Below are 17142 nucleotides of genomic sequence, written 5' to 3'. Positions count from 1 at the left end.
TCTCATGACTGACGGCACGGACACCAAATCCTCCAACCAGATGTGGGGCGGGCGTTTCGCTTCCGGCCCCGCGGCAATCATGGAGGAGATAAATGCCTCGATCGATTTCGACAAGAAGCTGTTTGCCCAGGATATCCGCGGCTCAATCGCGCATGCGAGCATGCTCGCCAATCAAGGCATCATTTCAACCGAGGATAAAGACAAGATCGTTCACGGGTTGAACACGATCCTGTCAGAGATTGAAAGCGGCAATTTCGAGTTTTCGCGCCGCCTCGAAGACATCCATATGAACGTCGAGGCGCGGCTTGCGGCCTTGATCGGCCCGGCCGCCGGCCGCCTGCACACCGCCCGCTCGCGCAACGACCAGGTGGCGCTTGATTTCCGTCTGTGGGTGAAGGAAGAGCTGCAGAAGTGCGAACAGGCGCTGACCGATCTGATCGCCGCCTTCCTCGATCGCGCCGAGGAACATGCCGAAACCGTCATGCCTGGTTTCACCCATCTGCAGACGGCCCAGCCCGTCACCTTCGGCCATCACTGCATGGCCTATGTCGAAATGTTCGGCCGCGACCGCTCGCGCGTGCGCCATGCCATCGAGCATATGGACGAATCGCCGATCGGCGCCGCTGCCCTTGCCGGCACCGGCTTCCCGATCGACCGCCACATGACGGCCAAGGCGCTCGGCTTCCGCGAGCCGACCCGCAACTCGATCGATACCGTCTCCGACCGCGATTTTGCCCTCGAATTCCTGTCGATCGCCGCCATCGCCGGCATGCACCTGTCGCGCCTTGCCGAAGAGATCGTCATCTGGTCGACGCCGCAATTCGGTTTCGTGCGCCTCTCCGATGCCTTCTCCACTGGCTCCTCCATCATGCCACAGAAGAAGAACCCGGATGCCGCCGAACTCGTGCGTGCCAAGACCGGCCGCATCAACGGCTCGCTAGTGGCGCTGCTGACGATCATGAAGGGCCTACCGCTCGCCTATTCCAAAGATATGCAAGAGGACAAGGAACAGGTCTTCGACGCTGCCGAGAGCTTGGAACTGGCGATCGCCGCCATGACCGGCATGGTGCGCGACATGACGATCAACACAGCCCGCATGAAAGCAGCCGCCGGCTCCGGCTATTCCACCGCCACCGATCTCGCGGATTGGCTGGTGCGCGAAGCCGGCCTGCCCTTCCGCGATGCCCATCACGTGACGGGCCGGGCCGTGGCGCTTGCAGAAAGCAAATCCTGCGATCTGGCGGAGCTCTCGCTTGCGGACCTGCAGGCGATCCATCCGGATATCACCGACAAGATCTTCGATGTCCTGACGGTCGAAGCCTCCGTTGCCAGCCGCAAGAGTTTTGGCGGCACGGCGCCCTCGGAAGTGCGTAAACAGATCGCCTTCTGGCGCGCTCGCAACTGAGAAAATCGCCGAAAGTCACAACCAACAATCAGGGTGCACAAGGCCTGGAAACTTCGCTAAGAAGAGTGACTTCCGCGTTTGCCGCCCAAGAGGATTTCGATGCAGATCAACATGCCGCACATCATCCGCCTGACCGTCGTGCTTTCGGTCGTCGGCCTTGCCGTGGTCGGATGTGGCCGCAAGGGCCCTCTCGATCCGCCGAGTGCCCATGCTACCAAAGGTGGTGATGTCTCCAAGCCGACGAAGGAGCCGGGTACGGAGGACAAGAAGTTCTTCCTCGACCCGCTTCTCTAATTAGGCAACGACCGTGAACCATTTTGAGTATCGCGACGGCATCCTCTACGCCGAGGATGTACCGGTTCCGGAGATCGCCAAGGCGGTCGGTACCCCCTTTTACGTCTATTCGACGGCAACGCTGGAGCGCCACTACCGCGTCTTCGCCGAAGCCTTCGGCGATGTCGATGCCATGGTCTGCTACGCCATGAAGGCCAATTCCAACCAGGCGGTGCTGAAGACGCTCGGCCGCCTGGGCGCTGGCGTCGATGTCGTCTCCGTCGGTGAGCTGCGCCGCGCGCTGGCCGCAGGCATTCCGGCGAGCCGTATCATGTTCTCAGGTGTCGGCAAGACCGCGCAGGAAATGGATGTGGCGCTCGAAGCCGGCATCTACTGCTTCAATGTCGAATCCGAGCCGGAACTGGAAGTGCTGAACCAGCGCGCCGTCCGCGCCGGCAAGGTCGCTCCCGTTTCCTTCCGCATCAATCCGGACGTTGACGCCCGCACCCATGCGAAGATTTCGACGGGCAAGAAGGAAAATAAGTTCGGCATATCCTGGCAGCGCGCCCGCGCCGTCTATGGCCGCGCCGCCAGCCTGCCTGGGATCAAGGTCACTGGCATTGACATGCATATCGGCAGCCAGATTACCGAGCTGCAGCCATTCGACGACGCCTTCAAGCTGCTGCGCGATCTCGTGGAGACCCTGCGTGGTGACGGTCACGACATCTATCACGTCGACATCGGCGGCGGTCTCGGCATTCCCTATCGCGACGACAACAATCCGCCGCCTTTGCCGGATGCCTATGCCGAAATCGTCAAGAACCAGCTGCGCGGCCTCAACTGCCGGATCGTCACCGAGCCCGGTCGCCTGATCGTCGGCAATGCGGGCATTCTCGTGACCGAAGTCATCTATGTGAAGGATGGCGGCGACAAGAGTTTCGTCATCGTCGATGGCGCCATGAACGACCTCATCCGTCCGACGCTCTATGAGGCCTATCACGAGATCCGCCCGGTCGTAACGAATGCTGCCGATATCAAGCGCATCAAGGCTGATGTCGTCGGCCCGGTCTGCGAGACGGGCGACTATCTGGCACTCGACCGCGAGATGGCGCTGCCGAAGCCCGGCGATCTGCTGGCCGTCGGCTCAGCCGGTGCCTATGGCGCCGTGCAGGCCGGCACCTATAACAGTCGGCTTCTGGTTCCCGAAGTGCTGGTCAAGGGCAATGAATTCCACGTCATCCGCCCGCGCGCGACTTACGAGGATTTGATTGGCCTGGATTCCATCCCGGCCTGGCTCGAAGGTTAATCGGCTTTATCGGCAATTTCGGGCAGGACCGCAAAAGCTGCTTTGCCCGATCACGTTTCGGCGAAGTCCGGTGAAAAAACAGCCTTTTGCGCCCGTTGCCCTCGTCTTCGCCACAAAGAATGTTATCTTTGATTGAATGGCGTCTCGCCGGGCGCCGCGTGCGCGAGCGTGTGGGACGCCGCGCCATCCCCAACGGGCCACTAGAGCGGATGATTTTGGATCGAATCGATCGAAACTCTGAATTCGCTCTAGAATCAGGGAAGTAGAGCATGACGCCGTCCGAAAACCGCTTACACTTTTCGGCATCATGCTCTGGCCATCAACGTCAGATCGGGAGAAGACCGGACCGATGACCAGCCCCAGCAACCCTAAGAAGGGCGCTTTCGCCACCCGTCCGGCGCTGGCGCGCATGGTTGCGGTCAAGCGTCTCTTTGCGCAGCTGGTGCTCGTCAGCGAGCAGCTTCTGCCACGGCTGCTGTTGCCGGCATCCATTCTGGCTCTTTTCCTGTCCGTCGCCTGGTTCGGCATTTTCCGCATTGCGCCGGATGTCCTGCGCTTTCTGCTGCTTGCCGTTTTCGCGGTCGGCTTCGCCATCTCCCTCTATCCGCTGCGCCGCCTGCGCTGGCCGAACACCGTCGAGGCGGACCGGCTGCTGGAGGAGCGCAACGGTCTCGCCCACCAGCCTGTCACGGTGCAGGAAGAAGAGCCGGCGCTCGACACCCCCTTTGCCCGCGCGCTCTGGCGCGAGCACCAGACGCGTATGGCTGAGCGCATCGCCGCCTTGGATGCCGGCCTGCCACGGCCGGATATCACCCGCTACGACCGCTTCGCATTGCGCGCAGTCCCGGCTTTGCTGCTGGTAACAGCCTTCAGCTTTTCCATGTCCAATAGCGGCGGCTCGCTCGGTGATGCCTTCACGGCATCGAGCTCGACATCGAGCAACCCGGATGTCCGCGTCGATGCCTGGGTTACCCCGCCCTATTACACCGGCGAAGCGCCCGTCTATCTGACGGGCAATGTCGACAATGCCGGCAATAGCCTGAACGTGCCGCAATTCTCCGAACTCACTGTGCGTGTTTCGGGTGCTGCGACGGATGAGAAAGTGCTGTTCCAGACGACTGGCGCCGAAAAGGGCGTCGAAATCCCCGAGCAAGCCGCTGACGCTGACAAGCAAGGCCCCGCTGGCGCAAAGCCTGCAACGCCTCCTGCCGTACCACCGGCAGCGAACGGCACCGGCAATATTCCGGCCGCGGACGGAATGGTTGCCCGCACCCATGTTCTCAAGCTTGAAAAGGGCGGCGAGCTGACCGTCAACGGCAAGTCCTGGTCCTTCAATGTGGTCGTCGACAAGCCGCCGGAGATCACCTTCGACGGCATTCCGCACGCGACGGCGAGCGGCGCATTGGAACTCGGCTTCAAGGTCAAGGATGACTACGGCGTCGAGGAAGCCCATGCCGAGATCGTGCCGGTGGAATCCGATCCGGCTGCCAAACCCCTATACGGCTTGCCCGAATACAAGCTGGAACTTCCGCGTCGCGACCGCCGCAATGGCAAGGGTCTGGCGAGCCACGATCTGACGCAGGATCCGCTTGCCGGCAAGCGCGTCCGCATCACCCTCGTCGCCAAGGACGGTGCCGGCCAGACGGGCCGCAGCTCACCCTACGAGATGGTATTACCGTCACGCAATTTCAGCCAGCCGCTTGCCGCAGCCGTTGCGGAAGAACGCCAGGTGTTTGCGCTTGACACGCGGAAGATGCCGGAAGCGATCGAGCTCAACAAATCGCTGACCATACGGCCCGAAGAGACAATCCCCGATCTCGGCAATTATCTCGCCATCAAATCCGCACTGACGCGCATGAGGCTCGCGAGCAACGAGGCCTCGCTGAAGGATACCGCCGACTATCTCTGGCAGATCGCGCTCGGCATGGAGGACGCGCAGCTGACCGATGCGGAAAAGGCCTTGCGCGACGCCCAGCAGAAGCTTTCCGACGCCCTGCAGCGCAACGCCCCCGACGCCGAAATCAAGAAGCTGACCGACGAGCTGCGCAAGGCGATGGACGCCTACATGAAGGAGCTGGCCGAGCGCATGCGCAACATGCCGGCCCAGCCGAACCAGCGCTCCGCCAATATCCTGCGCCAGCAGGACCTGCAGCGCATGATGGATCAGATCGAGAATCTCGCCCGCTCCGGCAATCGCCAGGCCGCACAGCAGATGCTTTCCGAACTGCAGCAGCTGATGAACAGCCTGCAGGCCGGCAAGCCGCAGCCGGGGCAGCAGCAGAACCAGGCCAACGACAAGATGCGCGAGCAGATGGACAAGCTCGGCCGCATCATGCGCGACCAGCAGAAGCTGATGGATCAGACCTTCAAGCTCGATCAGGCCATGCGCGACCGCATGCAGCGCGGCGATTCCAACGAGGACGGCGACGGCCTGATGGATCAGCCCATGCCCGGCCTCAACGACCCGATGCGTCCGGATATGGGCCAGCGCAATCAGGGCCAGCAGGATCAGCAGCAAGGCCAGAACCAGCAGGGTCAGAAAGGCAAGGACCCCACCGATGGCATGACGGCCGATCAGCTGCGCGACGCGCTGAAGCAGCTGCGACAGCAACAGGAGGATCTCGGCAAGCAGCTCGGCGAGCTGCAGAAAGACCTCGGCTCGCTCGGCATGAAGCCGAACCAGAATTACGGCAAGGCGCAGCAGGAAATGAAGGGCGCATCCGGTCAGCTTGCCGAGGGCAATGGCGAAGGCGCCGTTCAGGGCCAGGGACGCGCGCTGGATGCCCTGCGCAAGGGGACGCGCGAGATGATGAACCAGCTCATGGCCCAGATGCAGCAGGGTCAAGGTCAGGGACAAGGTCAAGGCCAGATGCCGGGACAGATGGGCCAAGGCGGTCAAAACGGCCGCGACCCGCTCGGCCGGTCACGCAATGACGGTGGTTTCTCCGACAATCCCAACGACAACATGGTGCCAGAGATTTTTAAAGCAGAGCGCGCCCGTCAAATTCTCGACGCCATTCGCGAGCGGCTGAGCAACAATCCATCGCTCAGCGAAGAACGGCGCTATCTGGAACGTTTGCTGAATTTGGGTCAGTAAGGCAGCCTACCATCAAAGAAGTTGCCTGTTTTCATGCTTCGCAAAGGGGGATGAGATGGAGACCAAGCTTGCCCATATTTCGGATCTGCCTGTCACGACAGGTCTGCCCGGCGTTGCCGACGCGGATGCGAGGCTGAGCGGCAAGCACGAGATTCGGCTGGCCAAAGCTGTGGGCATCACGCAATTTGGCGTGAACCTCGTCACCCTCGATCCCGGAGGAATGTCTTCATCGCGCCACTGGCATATGGCGGAGGACGAGTTTCTCTATATTCTGACGGGCACCCCGACGCTGGTCGACGAAAACGGTCACCATATTCTCGGGCCCGGCGATGTCGTGGGATTCCCGGCGGGACAACCGAATGCGCATCATCTGCTCAACCATTCCGCCGCCGCGGTGACGATGATCGTTGTCGGCTCAAGAAAGCCGGCAGAAGAAACCATCTACTATCCGGATGACGATTTCGGCCCTATCCGCAAATGATGATGACGTCGGCACAGGAAACGACTGCGCCGATAGTCGGGAGCTTCAGGCAGCCAAGGCCCGGGCAACAGCCTTGCGGATGTCTGGCAGCGCGAAGGGCTTCGCAACGACGTCGACGATCTTTTCCATGAGGTCGTCGGCGCGCTCGCGCTGTTCCGCATAGCCGGTCATCAGCAGGATTTTCATGCCCGGGCAGGTCGAATGGGCCTGATGGGCAAGCTCGATGCCATCCATCACGGGCATGCGGATATCCGACAACAGGAGATCGTAGCCGCCCTCTTTCAGCTTTTCTAAGCCTTCCGCTCCGTCGGCCGCCTCTTCGGTCTCGTGACCGTCCAAGCGCAGCGCGCGGGCGACGAAGGTGCGAAGTGAATCTTCGTCTTCCGTGATCAGAATTTTTGCCATGGTCCGTGCTCCTGGTCCGTCATGTTCCGCGACCGAAATCACCAGAATTCCGTTTGCGATAGGTAAACGGCGGACAGGCGATCAAGCTCCGTGGTTAACGGATCGTCATCGCCGGAGCAGAATGGGACAGGCGGACAGGCCGCCTGCATTAACTTAAGATCAAGCCTCGGCGTCGCCCGTGACGACACCGACGAAGGGCAATTCGCGGAAGGCGTAGGCGACATCCATGCCGTAGCCGACAACGAAATAATCGGGGCATTCGAAGCCGACATAATCGGCTTCCAGCTCTTCCTGGCGCTTGACGCTCTTGTCGAGCAGGACGGCCAGCGTGACATTGCGGGCGCCACGCTCGTAGAGCAGCTCCTTGGCGAAACGCAGCGTGCGGCCCGATTCCAGAATGTCGTCGATCAGCAGCACGTCGCGATCCCGAACGTCGCTGTCGATGTCCTTGACGATGCGCACGCCCTGCGATGTCGTGCCGGCGCCATAGCTCGAAAGCGTGATGAACTCGACCTCCGGGGCAAGCCCGGTGTCATGCAGCGCCCGCAGCAAATCGGCTGCGAAGATGAACGAACCCTTGAGAATGGCGATGACAAGGAGGTCCTTTGTCGGCCCACTGGCGATTTCCTTGGCCAGGGCATGATTGCGCTCGGCGATCTGCTCGGCAGTGAAAAGCGGCTCGATATTCTTCCCGCGTACGACAGGCATTGATTGGCATGCTCCATGGCTGCGCGGCCCCTGGCCGCCGATCAAGCTCTACAGCGCCGCACGTCGTATACGACGCGCCAAGGTCGCTGTAGCACTCTAAAGCAGTAGCCCGTAGCACACTCAGCGGCTTGGACACACCCCCTATGGCATGAAGGAAAGCCGGACATCCGGCGTTTTTCCACCAGGATGCTGCAATCTTGTAGAGAATCCGCGGCTTTCATGCGGTCCGAGACGATCGACCGGCGTGTCAACAACGATACTTCTGACCAGCTGATCGCCGGCAAAGAGATCGGCACGCACCTGCGGAACCGAAAGCGTGGCACCGCTGACATTCTCGATGATGCCGTTCAATCTCAGGACCGGTAGCCCGTTCTCATCCCTCGGCGTCAGTGTCACATGCGAGAACTGCAGCGGATCGGATGTCGCCTCGGCGGATGCGCCGGAGAGACCGGAAAAACCGCCCGAAAGGCCGAAGATCAAGATTGCAAGGCAGATGATGAGCGCCACGAAGCTGCGCCGCGATGCCTGCTGCAAGACTTCCTCGGTTACGCGCAGAACGGTGAGAATGCGCGAGAAGGTAGTCTTGCGCGTCACTGGCTGCCGGTTTGATTGGGTGCGCCCGCCATAACGCATATTGACGCCCGATGCTGGCCGCCCGCGTGCGGCGGAAACAGTCACGAATTCGGCGTCGACGATATCGGGTTTCGGCATGACGTAATGCACCGGGCTCGACCCCGCTCCGCGTTCGGGCGGAATGAGGTCATAAATAAGCCCCGTCTGTTGTTGACGGTGGCGAAAAGCGCCCATGATGGCCTCCCGTTGCGGTGATCCACATGGTTTCGACGCCCATTGCCAATCTGGGCATTGAAACGAATCCTGCCCAGTCGTAAATTTTATTGGTTAATGCTTCGCAAAGATCGCCATGAATAGGGCGCCTTTCCAGAAAAATTTACCGGCTGTTAATGCCATTGGTTAACAAGTCGCCTGATTGAACCCTGCGGAAGACTGGACTGCCCGTTGATTCATTTTGAGAACGTCGGTTTGCGCTACGGCATGGGTCCGGAGATCCTCCGCGACCTGAGCTTCGACATACCGAGGAAATCGTTCCAGTTCCTGACCGGCCCTTCCGGCGCCGGCAAGACGACACTGCTGCGGCTGCTCTTCATGTCGCTGCAGCCGACGCGTGGGCTGATCCGCATGTTCGACCGGGAGATTTCCTCGATCCCGCGCAATGAGCTGCCGCTGCTGCGCCGCCGTGTCGGCATCGTCTTTCAGGATTTCCGGCTGCTCGAGCATTTGACGACCTATGAAAATGTCGCCCTGCCGCTCCGCGTGCGCGGCAAGGACGAAAGCTCCTACCGCACCGACGTCCTGGAACTGCTGAAATGGGTAGGCCTCGGCGAGCGCATCAATGTGCTGCCGCCGGTTCTCTCCGGTGGGGAAAAGCAGCGCGCCGCGATCGCCCGCGCCCTCATCGACCGCCCGGAAATCCTGCTTGCCGACGAACCGACGGGCAATGTCGACCCGCCGATGGCACGCCGCCTGCTCAATCTCTTTCTGGAACTCAACCGTCTCGGCACCGCCGTCGTCATTGCCACGCACGATCTCGCTTTGATGGACCAGATCGAGGCGAGGCGCATGATCCTATCGGGGGGGCATCTCGATATCTATGACTGATCCCCGCCCCCGCAGGACAGCCCCGAACACCGGAGCTCCGCAAGCACGGCAGGCGCCTGCAGCACCCGCAGAACGCAAGCGCCCGGAAATGCGCGTGCGCCCGACGGGACCGATCGTGCCGTCCTCCAACATTCAGGGCAATGCGCTGATTGTCGTCATCGCCATCATGGCCTTTCTTGCCTGCCTGACGCTCGGTGCGGTCAGCATGGTGCGCTCGACGGCGGCAAGCTGGGAGAGCCAAATTTCCCGCGAGATCACCATCCAGATCAAGCCGGACGACAATCTCGACATGGAAAAGTCGCTCGCGAGCGCCCGCGACATCGCATTGAGCTTCGTCGGCACCAAATCAGGCCAGATCGTCGACGAGGCAGCGACTGCACGCCTGCTCGAGCCGTGGCTCGGCGCCGGCCTCGACATCAAGGAACTGCCCGTCCCGCGCCTCGTCATCATCACCATCGACGAGACGCATCCGCCTGATTTCGAGGCGATGCGCAGCCTGCTCAAGGCACAGATCCCGCAGGCGACCCTGGACGACCATCGCACCTGGGTCGACCGGCTGGTATCCATGGCGCACACCACCGTTCTCATCGGCACCGGCGTCCTGCTGCTCGTCTTCACCGCCATGGTCCTGACGGTGGTCTTCGCCACGCGCGGCGCATTGTCGGGCAATCGCCATATCGTCGAAGTCCTGCATTTCGTCGGCGCCGAAAGCACCTTCGTCGCCAATGAATTCCAGAAGCATTTCCTGAAGATCAGCCTCAAAGGCTCGGGAGCCGGCAGCGCGCTCGCCGCCTTGTTTTTCGCAACAGCTGGCCTTCTGCAGAGCCATACGATCGCCACGCCGCAGACCGACCAGGCAACGGCATTGTTCGGGACTTTCTCCGTCGGCGCGCTCGGCTATGTCGGCATTCTCGCCACCATGATCATCATCGCGCTGCTGACGACGCTGACGGCGCGATTCACCGTCATGCGCACGATCTACGAGATCGATCTGGTCCGTTCCGATCCCGGGCGGACGGATAGCGTACCGAATTGACGCTTCAGCGATGTTTTTTTACCATTTGCCAGCCCGTTCCTTGCCGCAATTGGCGTATAATAGCGAATCATGAGCATGGATCTGACGACTCGCAAGTCCGTGAGTTTGCAGTCGCTGCGGGCACGACCCGGCGGCGATAGACCCGTGCGCCGCAGCCTGTTCCGCCGTCTCCTGCGCTGGGGCGGCTTCGCTTTCATTTTTTTGGTCGCCATCGTTTTCGGCGGTTTCCTGCATTTCGCCGATTCGATCACCACCTTGAAGCCGCCGCTCGAGCCGAAGGCCGATGCCATCGTCGTGCTGACGGGCGGCTATCAGCGGATCGATCAGGCGGTGGAGCTGCTGCGCACCGGTGCCGGCAACCGCCTGCTGATCTCGGGCGCGCATCCGACAACCACGCCGACGCAGATCCGGAAACTGACGCAGAGTTCCGCCAGCCTGTTCAGCTGCTGTGTCGACATCGGCTATGACGCGCTCGATACGATCGGCAATGCCCGCGAAGCGGCAAAGTGGATTCACGCCAGGGGCTACAAGAGCGTTCTCGTTGTCACGAACAACTACCATATGCCCCGCAGCCTCGCAGAATTGAAATACGTCGATCCCTCGACCGATTTCATTCCCTATCCGGTCGTCAACTCCGATCTGAAGACCAAGAACTGGTTCACGGACCCGAATGCGCTGCGCACGATGATCGCGGAATATGCCAAGGTGCTCCTTGCCGGCGCCCGCAACATCACGGGACTTGGACGTCCGACCGGCCTGCGTTCGCGTCAGCCGATCGAGGACGACGACTAAGGCCTGTCGCGCAAAACCGTGCAAGCACCGACTTTTTATTGACGTCGTAATCGTGTAGGCAAACCTTTGGATGCCGGTGCAAGCCGGTGCATTGGAAAAGCCTCGATGATTATCCTGCGTTCGATCCTGTTCAACACGGCCTTCTATGCCAATCTGATCATTCGCATGATCGTGCTGGCGCCGATTTACTTCCTGATGCCGCGCAAGGCGGCCTATGCGATCCCCAAGGCATGGGCGAAATCCAGCACCTGGCTGATGGAGAAGATCGTCGGCACCACCTTCGAGATCGAGGGCTTGGAAAATATCCCCAAAGGCAGCTTCATCTTCGCGCCCAAGCATCAATCCTTCTGGGATACATTTGCGCTGCTGCCCTATCTCGACGATCCGGTCTATATTCTGAAGCGCGAGCTGATGTGGATCCCATTGTTCGGCTGGTATGCCGGGAAACAGCGCATGATCCCAGTCGATCGCGGCGCCCGCGGCAAGGTCATGTTCGATGTCCTGAAGCGCACGCGCGAAGAGCTCGCCACGGGTCGCCAGCTCATCATCTACCCCGAGGGCACGCGACGGCCGCCGGGCGCCGAGCCGGTCTACAAATACGGCATCGCCCGCATGTATCGCGACCTAGGCATCCCCGTCGTCGCCGTTGCCATGCATCCGGGCCTTTTCTGGCCGCGCCGCACCTTCCGCAAATATCCCGGCCATATCAAGGTCCGCATCCTGCCGCCGATCGAGCCCGGCATGGACCCGGATGCCTTTTTCGCGCGCCTGATCGAGGAGACGGAAAGAGCAAGCGACGAGCTGCTGGTCGAAACGATCGCCAACAACCCGAACTTGCCGGTTCCGCCGACGGCGGCGCAGCGTCTGGCGGAAATCGCCAAGGCAAAACCCGTTACCGCCGCAGTCTGAGCGAGCTCTCAACGCCAGGCGACAGGTTCAGGATGCCTTTCGCATCCGCTCCACTTCGCCGGCAACCTGTTCGAGCCAATGATCGCGGATGCCCATGTCGCGCAGATGCGTCAGCGTATTGAAGACATAGGCATCGTTCGGGCCGGAACGCCCATTGGCAGCTTCCACCACATGCGCGGCCTCGATTGCATCCAGCGAGCCGGCATATTGCCGGTGGTTGCGATCGACGACATAGGCGACGGCGATCACGCGCCGCCCGTCGGCGAGCCGGATCGGCAGGGTCTTTTCCAGATAGACGTTGGTGACGAGTTCGCGCTCGCGCAGATAGGTCAGCACCTCTTCCCAATCGGAGGCCGGAACCCGGAAGGCCATGCCCCGGCAGGAGCCGCCGCGATCGAGCCCGAGGACGAGGCCGGGGTTTTCTTCCGTGCCGCGATGGACCCAGGAACGGACGCAGAGCGAGCGACGATAGCCAAAAATCAGGGCCTCGGCCCGCTCGTCATAACCAAAGCCCGGATTCCACATGAGGGATCCGTAGCCAAACACCCAAAATTCGTCCATATCCAACGCCAAATCACTGTGAAGCTTCAGTCCAACCATTGGAGAACAACATGGCAGCGTCAAGCCAGAGCGTAACGACCGGTCGAGGCAAGCGTCTGTGGCTCATCCTTTTTGGGCTGGTGGTGGTTCTAGCCGGTCTTTACACCGGCGGTTGGTACTATGCGACCAGTTTCGTCAGGACCAATGTCCTGAAGGCGCTCGGCCAGCAGAACAGCGCCGGCATTGCCGGCAAATGCGAGAACATGGCCTTCAACGGCTTCCCCTTTTCCATAGGCCTGACCTGCGACACGGTGACGGTCGACAACCCGACGCGCGGCGTCTCCACCAATTTCGACAGGCTCAGCGCCTCCGCACCGGTCTTCCAACCCAACCATGTGAGCTGGAGCCTGAAATCCCCCGCCGAATTGCGCACGACGGAAGGCCTGACCGTATCGGCCGAATGGGCCGATCTGCAATCGAACCTTATCGCCAAGGGCCGCGGCGTCGCGCAAACCCAGACTGTCATCAATGGGCTGAAGGCCGGCATCGTCTCCTCCGTCACCGGCCAGAGCCTTAATGTCACCGCTGCCCACACGGAGATGCACGCCAGTCAGAATGGCAGCGATCTGGATTTCGCGATCGGCGTCGAAAATGCCAATGCCGTCATCAAAGACTTCCCGCAGACATTGCCGACCGCATCGACCAGCGCCAAGGTGACGCTGTCCGGCAAGGCCGGCCTGCTCGATGGCAGCGACCGGGAGGGGCTTCGCGGCTCGGCAGGCATGCTGCATCAGGCCGTCATCGATATCGGCGATGGCCGCATCATGACGCTTTCCGGACCTTTCAACTTTGACGATGAGGGTTTTCTGTCCGGGCAGTTCAAGCTGGAGATCAATCAGATCGGGCCCTGGGGCGATAGCCTGACCACGACGCTTCCCGCCGCCAAGAACATCATCAAGACGGCGACGAAGATGCTGAAGGCGCTGGCCAATGGCGCGGATAAGGTCTCCGTCGATCTCACCGCCGATCGAGGTCGCCTCTCACTCAGCGGCTTCATCCCGCTCGGAAAGATCCCGCCGATCTGAAGCCTATCCTCTGCGGGCGTCGGAGATATCCTTCACAAAGAATATCTCCGGGCTCGGCTGGACGATACGGAGGTCGATGCTGCCAGCTGGCTTGAAGCCGTTGCGGCGGTGCCAGGCCTGTGGCTCGGCTTGCGCCCATTCGCTCGATGTCATCAGATGCTTGGCGCCCTCGTCGATCATGGCGCTTTCCCAGGCGTGGAACAGAGCAGTTCCGAGACCCTCGCGCCGGTGTAGCGGCAGCACGCGGATCATATCCATATAGGGTATCTTGCCCCAAAAGCGGCTGAAGCGCAGGAAGCCGAGGAGTTTGCCATCCCGCTCGGCCACAAAATATTCACCGAACGCAATGCAGCGCCCAATCCAGTCTTCACTGGCGTCATCATGCTCAAGGAGCCAGGACAAATCTTCGGAACGCGCGCGCCTGACGATCATAAGCGCCCCTCCGTCGTATAGGGATGCCTATTCCTTCACATCCAGCGCATGACGGCCGAAGTCAGGCACGTCGACATCCTGGCCGGCTTCGACGATCGAACGGCGAATGGCGCGGGTGCGGGTGAAAAGTTCGAAGATCTTGTCGCCGTCGCCCCAGCGGATGGCACGCTGCAGCGATGCCAGATCCTCGGAGAAGCGCGACAGCATCTCCAATATGGCATCCCGATTGTGCAGACAGACGTCGCGCCACATGGTCGGATCGGACGCGGCGAGGCGCGTGAAGTCACGGAAGCCGGAGGCGGAATATTTGATGACTTCCGATTCGGTCACCGTCTCCAGATCGTCGGCGGTCCCGACGATGTTATAGGCTATCAGATGCGGCAGATGCGAGACGATCGCCAGCACCTTGTCGTGATGCTCCGGATCCATCTCGTCGACGCGTGAGCCGAGAGTCTCCCAGAAATTGCGAAGCGTCTTGATCGCCGCCTCGTTAGTGCCCGGAACTGGGGTGAAGATGCACCAGCGCCCCTTGAACAGCCCCGGGAAACCCGCATCTGGGCCGGACTTTTCCGTACCTGCGAGCGGATGGCCCGGAATGAAATGCACATTGGACGGCATATGCGGCTGCATCTGCGCAATAACCGACGCCTTGGTCGAACCGACATCGGTGACGATAGCGCCCGGCTTCAGATGCGCCGCGATTTCTTTGGCGACGCTCTCGGAGGCGCCTACAGGCACGGAAACGATGACGAGATCGGCGCCTTTCACTGCTTCGGCCGACGACGGCGTATAGCGGTCGCCGAGCTTCAGCTCCTCGGCACGCTTCAGCGTCTCGGCGCTGCGTGTCGAGATCACCACTTCCTTTGCGATACCGAGGCGCTTGATGTCGTGGGCGATGGAGGAGCCGATCAGGCCGATGCCGATCAGCGCAATGCGATCGAACTGGATGTTGCTCATGCCTTGCGTCCCATAAACTCGGTCAGAGCGTCGATGACGCCGAGATTGGCCTCTTCGGTACCGATGCTCAGGCGCAGCGAATTCGGGAAGCCGTAAGCGCGCACAGCGCGCAGGATATAGCCACGGCTCGTCAGGAAATCATCGGCGTCCACGGCGCGCTTGCCGTCGCTGTCGGGGAAGTGGAACAGGACGAAATTCGCAACCGACGGCGTCACCTTGAGGCCGAGAGCCTCGAGCGCAGCCGTCATCTTCTCGATCCAGAGCGTGTTATGCGCGACCGCCTTTTCCGTGAAAGCCTGATCGCGAATGGCAGCCGCTCCGGCAGCAATGGCAGCGCTGTTCAGGTTGAACGGAGCGCGCACGCGGTTGATCGCATCGACGATATCGACAGGCCCGTACATCCAGCCGATACGAAGGGCTGCCAGGCCATAGACCTTGGAGAAGGTACGGGTCATGACGACATTCTGGTTCGCCGAAACGAGCTCAAGGCCGGCTTCGTAATCGTTGCGGCGGACATATTCGGCATAGGCCGCGTCGAGCACGAGAATGACATGCTTCGGGAGGCTCGCCTGCAGGCGACGGATCTCGCTGACCGGCACATAGGTTCCAGTCGGATTGCCGGGATTGGCGATGAAGACCATCTTGGTCTTCTCCGTGACTGCCGCGAGGATCGCGTCGACATCGACGGTGCAATCCTTCTCCTTGACGGTGACCGGCGTCGCGCCGGCGGCCATGATCTGGATCTTGTAAACCAGGAAGCCGTGTTCGGTGATGATGCCTTCGTCACCGGTGCCGAGATAGGTGTGGCAGAGCAGCCCAAGCAGTTCGTCCGAGCCGGCGCCGCAAAGGATATTGGCCACATTCAGCCCATGCACATCGGCGATCGCCTGCCGCAATTCCTTGGCCTGTCCATCCGGATAGCGCTCGAGATTGCCGGCAGCGCCCCGGAAGGCTTCGATGGCCTTGGGGCTGGCGCCAAGCGGCGTCTCGTTCGAGGAAAGCTTGAACACGCGCGCAACGCCCGGCGCATGCTCCTTGCCCGGCACATAGGCCGCGATATCGAGGATGCCGGGACGCGGGACGGGCTTGCTCATTTCCATGCTCATGGGATCGACCTTGGGAAAGACCGGAAAATTCCGGTTTATGACACCCCGTCGCATTAATGCGGATTGACAAATTTGTCGAGTGTCGGCGCTACGACGAAAGCGTCACGCGCCATCACGCGTCGTCGGTATGCCACGCGGCGCCAGCACCGGCACGAAGACACGGCGCGAGGCGCGAACGGCAACGGGCAGGCCCTGATAAAGCCGTTTCTGCGCCTCGACAATGATGACGCCGGAAAACGCCGGCCATAGGGTGCGGCCAACGCGCTCGAAGGCGCGGCGCAGCCGCAGCACGGTGCGCAGCTTCGAGGGCGGAAAAAACAGCGCTTCGGCGGTCGCGCCTGGCGTGAAATTGGTCTCGCGCAGCAGCGACGTCAGCTGGCCGCGCGAATAGGGCCGACCCGAGCCGAACGGCGTATGCTCCATGCGCGCCCACACGCCGGTTCGGTTGGGCACGACAATAACAAGCCGACCGCCGGGTGCCAGAACGCGCCAAAGCTCTTTCAGCGTCTCGCGCGGGCTTTCAGCGAACTCCAGAGAATGCACCATCAGCACGCGGTCGATCGAACTGTCGGGCAGCGGCAATTCCTCATCGAAGATCAGCGCTGTCGCCGAGGCCGACCCCATAGGCCAGTTCACCGCGCCCTGCCCCGCCGGCATGAAGGCGAAAGTGCGTTCGGTATCGGCACGAAAACGGTCGAGATAAGGAACCGCATAGCCAAGGCCGACGAGCCGCTCCTCCGGCATGCGTGCCCAGATGGAAGAAAGCGCCATGGCAATCGACTGCTCCGCCAAGCGACCAAGCTCGGAATGATAAAACTGGCGGAGATCGACAATATCGGTATGCATCGAAACAAATGTTATCAGCCGAACGTTGGACTTCAAGGCCGAACGGCTTACATTCTCTACTCACGGAAAAGATGAGGACGATTTCGA

18 protein-coding genes are annotated in these 17142 nt (G+C 61.2%); 10 read left to right on the top strand and 8 right to left on the bottom strand.

Features of this window, described 5'->3' with window-relative positions; all coding sequences use genetic code 11:
- Positions 1-4 precede the first annotated feature (4 nt).
- From argH to FBZ97_RS22990, 5 genes are all read left to right on the top strand, one after another.
- Positions 5-1405, top strand: coding sequence for an argininosuccinate lyase (gene argH / locus FBZ97_RS23010; protein WP_113354215.1), 1401 nt, complete (start codon positions 5-7; stop codon positions 1403-1405).
- A gap of 99 nt (positions 1406-1504) precedes the next feature.
- Complete coding sequence (locus FBZ97_RS23005) at positions 1505-1699, top strand: lipoprotein (protein WP_015341316.1); 195 nt, start codon at positions 1505-1507, stop codon at positions 1697-1699.
- Between the two features lie 13 nt (positions 1700-1712).
- Positions 1713-2984 carry a diaminopimelate decarboxylase gene (gene lysA, locus FBZ97_RS23000; protein ID WP_113421397.1) on the top strand — a complete coding sequence of 424 codons (1272 nt, stop codon included), beginning with the start codon at positions 1713-1715 and terminating at the stop codon, positions 2982-2984.
- Between the two features lie 349 nt (positions 2985-3333).
- The gene (locus FBZ97_RS22995) at positions 3334-6081 is read left to right on the top strand and encodes a TIGR02302 family protein (protein WP_113421396.1); all 2748 of its coding nucleotides are present in this window, start codon (positions 3334-3336) and stop codon (positions 6079-6081) included.
- A 55-nt stretch (positions 6082-6136) separates the two neighbouring features.
- Complete coding sequence (locus FBZ97_RS22990; protein ID WP_113421395.1) at positions 6137-6562, top strand: cupin domain-containing protein; 426 nt, start codon at positions 6137-6139, stop codon at positions 6560-6562.
- Positions 6563-6607: 45 nt separating this feature from the next.
- Here the strand turns inward: FBZ97_RS22990 and FBZ97_RS22985 are convergent, their stop codons facing one another.
- From FBZ97_RS22985 to FBZ97_RS22975, 3 genes are all read right to left on the bottom strand, one after another.
- Positions 6608-6967 carry a response regulator gene (locus FBZ97_RS22985; RefSeq protein ID WP_113332370.1) on the bottom strand — a complete coding sequence of 120 codons (360 nt, stop codon included), beginning with the start codon at positions 6965-6967 and terminating at the stop codon, positions 6608-6610.
- A gap of 159 nt (positions 6968-7126) precedes the next feature.
- The gene (gene hpt, locus FBZ97_RS22980) at positions 7127-7675 is read right to left on the bottom strand and encodes a hypoxanthine phosphoribosyltransferase (RefSeq protein ID WP_069612924.1); all 549 of its coding nucleotides are present in this window, start codon (positions 7673-7675) and stop codon (positions 7127-7129) included.
- A gap of 141 nt (positions 7676-7816) precedes the next feature.
- Positions 7817-8482, bottom strand: a complete 666-nt coding sequence (locus tag FBZ97_RS22975; protein WP_113421394.1) for a hypothetical protein — start codon at positions 8480-8482, stop codon at positions 7817-7819.
- A gap of 210 nt (positions 8483-8692) precedes the next feature.
- Here FBZ97_RS22975 and ftsE point away from each other — a divergent pair, with 210 nt between their 5' ends.
- The 4 genes from ftsE (at position 8693) to FBZ97_RS22955 (ending at position 12089) form a co-directional block, all read left to right on the top strand.
- Entirely contained in the window at positions 8693-9352 is a 660-nt protein-coding gene (gene ftsE, locus FBZ97_RS22970) for a cell division ATP-binding protein FtsE (RefSeq protein ID WP_015341323.1), read from the top strand.
- Between the two features lie 88 nt (positions 9353-9440).
- Positions 9441-10388 carry an ABC transporter permease gene (locus FBZ97_RS22965; protein WP_113421393.1) on the top strand — a complete coding sequence of 316 codons (948 nt, stop codon included), beginning with the start codon at positions 9441-9443 and terminating at the stop codon, positions 10386-10388.
- Between the two features lie 69 nt (positions 10389-10457).
- Positions 10458-11180, top strand: a complete 723-nt coding sequence (locus FBZ97_RS22960; RefSeq protein ID WP_186449534.1) for a YdcF family protein — start codon at positions 10458-10460, stop codon at positions 11178-11180.
- Positions 11181-11285: 105 nt separating this feature from the next.
- On the top strand, positions 11286-12089 hold the full coding sequence (locus FBZ97_RS22955; protein WP_069612921.1) for a 1-acyl-sn-glycerol-3-phosphate acyltransferase: 804 nt from the start codon (positions 11286-11288) through the stop codon (positions 12087-12089).
- Positions 12090-12116: 27 nt separating this feature from the next.
- Here the strand turns inward: FBZ97_RS22955 and FBZ97_RS22950 are convergent, their stop codons facing one another.
- Positions 12117-12650 carry a gamma-glutamylcyclotransferase gene (locus FBZ97_RS22950; RefSeq protein ID WP_186449533.1) on the bottom strand — a complete coding sequence of 178 codons (534 nt, stop codon included), beginning with the start codon at positions 12648-12650 and terminating at the stop codon, positions 12117-12119.
- Positions 12651-12700: 50 nt separating this feature from the next.
- On the opposite strand from FBZ97_RS22950, the gene FBZ97_RS22945 reads away from it, so the two are divergent.
- Positions 12701-13714, top strand: a complete 1014-nt coding sequence (locus tag FBZ97_RS22945; RefSeq protein WP_113421390.1) for a DUF2125 domain-containing protein — start codon at positions 12701-12703, stop codon at positions 13712-13714.
- A gap of 3 nt (positions 13715-13717) precedes the next feature.
- Here the strand turns inward: FBZ97_RS22945 and FBZ97_RS22940 are convergent, their stop codons facing one another.
- The 4 genes from FBZ97_RS22940 to FBZ97_RS22925 form a co-directional block, all read right to left on the bottom strand.
- On the bottom strand, positions 13718-14146 hold the full coding sequence (locus FBZ97_RS22940) for a GNAT family N-acetyltransferase (protein ID WP_113421389.1): 429 nt from the start codon (positions 14144-14146) through the stop codon (positions 13718-13720).
- A 27-nt stretch (positions 14147-14173) separates the two neighbouring features.
- On the bottom strand, positions 14174-15103 hold the full coding sequence (locus tag FBZ97_RS22935) for a prephenate/arogenate dehydrogenase family protein (protein WP_113421388.1): 930 nt from the start codon (positions 15101-15103) through the stop codon (positions 14174-14176).
- Positions 15100-16209 carry a histidinol-phosphate transaminase gene (gene hisC, locus FBZ97_RS22930; protein ID WP_145322072.1) on the bottom strand — a complete coding sequence of 370 codons (1110 nt, stop codon included), beginning with the start codon at positions 16207-16209 and terminating at the stop codon, positions 15100-15102. The genes FBZ97_RS22935 and hisC overlap by 4 nt, the downstream gene beginning before the upstream one ends.
- A gap of 102 nt (positions 16210-16311) precedes the next feature.
- The gene (locus tag FBZ97_RS22925) at positions 16312-17091 is read right to left on the bottom strand and encodes a class I SAM-dependent methyltransferase (protein ID WP_069612917.1); all 780 of its coding nucleotides are present in this window, start codon (positions 17089-17091) and stop codon (positions 16312-16314) included.
- Positions 17092-17142: the final 51 nt, after the last annotated feature.

The sequence above is a fragment of the Rhizobium sp. ERR 942 genome (assembly GCF_007828395.1).
Classification (GTDB): Bacteria; Pseudomonadota; Alphaproteobacteria; order Rhizobiales; family Rhizobiaceae; genus Rhizobium; species Rhizobium dioscoreae.
The sequence above is the reverse complement of the archived record's forward strand: the minus strand, read 5'-3'. Positions and strand labels throughout refer to the sequence as shown.

Excerpts from the sequence above, each read along its gene's own strand:
- FBZ97_RS22945 (WP_113421390.1), top strand. The coding sequence starts at position 12,701 with ATGGCAGCGTCAAGCCAGAGCGTAACGACCGGTCGAGGCAAGCGTCTG.
- FBZ97_RS23005 (WP_015341316.1), top strand. The coding sequence starts at position 1,505 with ATGCAGATCAACATGCCGCACATCATCCGCCTGACCGTCGTGCTTTCG.
- FBZ97_RS22935 (WP_113421388.1), bottom strand. The coding sequence starts at position 15,103 with ATGAGCAACATCCAGTTCGATCGCATTGCGCTGATCGGCATCGGCCTG.
- FBZ97_RS22965 (WP_113421393.1), top strand. The coding sequence starts at position 9,441 with ATGCGCGTGCGCCCGACGGGACCGATCGTGCCGTCCTCCAACATTCAG.
- hisC (WP_145322072.1), bottom strand. The coding sequence starts at position 16,209 with ATGAGCATGGAAATGAGCAAGCCCGTCCCGCGTCCCGGCATCCTCGAT.
- hpt (WP_069612924.1), bottom strand. The coding sequence starts at position 7,675 with ATGCCTGTCGTACGCGGGAAGAATATCGAGCCGCTTTTCACTGCCGAG.
- FBZ97_RS22975 (WP_113421394.1), bottom strand. The coding sequence starts at position 8,482 with ATGGGCGCTTTTCGCCACCGTCAACAACAGACGGGGCTTATTTATGAC.
- FBZ97_RS22955 (WP_069612921.1), top strand. The coding sequence starts at position 11,286 with ATGATTATCCTGCGTTCGATCCTGTTCAACACGGCCTTCTATGCCAAT.
- FBZ97_RS22950 (WP_186449533.1), bottom strand. The coding sequence starts at position 12,650 with ATGGACGAATTTTGGGTGTTTGGCTACGGATCCCTCATGTGGAATCCG.
- FBZ97_RS22960 (WP_186449534.1), top strand. The coding sequence starts at position 10,458 with ATGAGCATGGATCTGACGACTCGCAAGTCCGTGAGTTTGCAGTCGCTG.
- FBZ97_RS22990 (WP_113421395.1), top strand. The coding sequence starts at position 6,137 with ATGGAGACCAAGCTTGCCCATATTTCGGATCTGCCTGTCACGACAGGT.
- FBZ97_RS22985 (WP_113332370.1), bottom strand. The coding sequence starts at position 6,967 with ATGGCAAAAATTCTGATCACGGAAGACGAAGATTCACTTCGCACCTTC.
- argH (WP_113354215.1), top strand. The coding sequence starts at position 5 with ATGACTGACGGCACGGACACCAAATCCTCCAACCAGATGTGGGGCGGG.
- FBZ97_RS22940 (WP_113421389.1), bottom strand. The coding sequence starts at position 14,146 with ATGATCGTCAGGCGCGCGCGTTCCGAAGATTTGTCCTGGCTCCTTGAG.
- FBZ97_RS22995 (WP_113421396.1), top strand. The coding sequence starts at position 3,334 with ATGACCAGCCCCAGCAACCCTAAGAAGGGCGCTTTCGCCACCCGTCCG.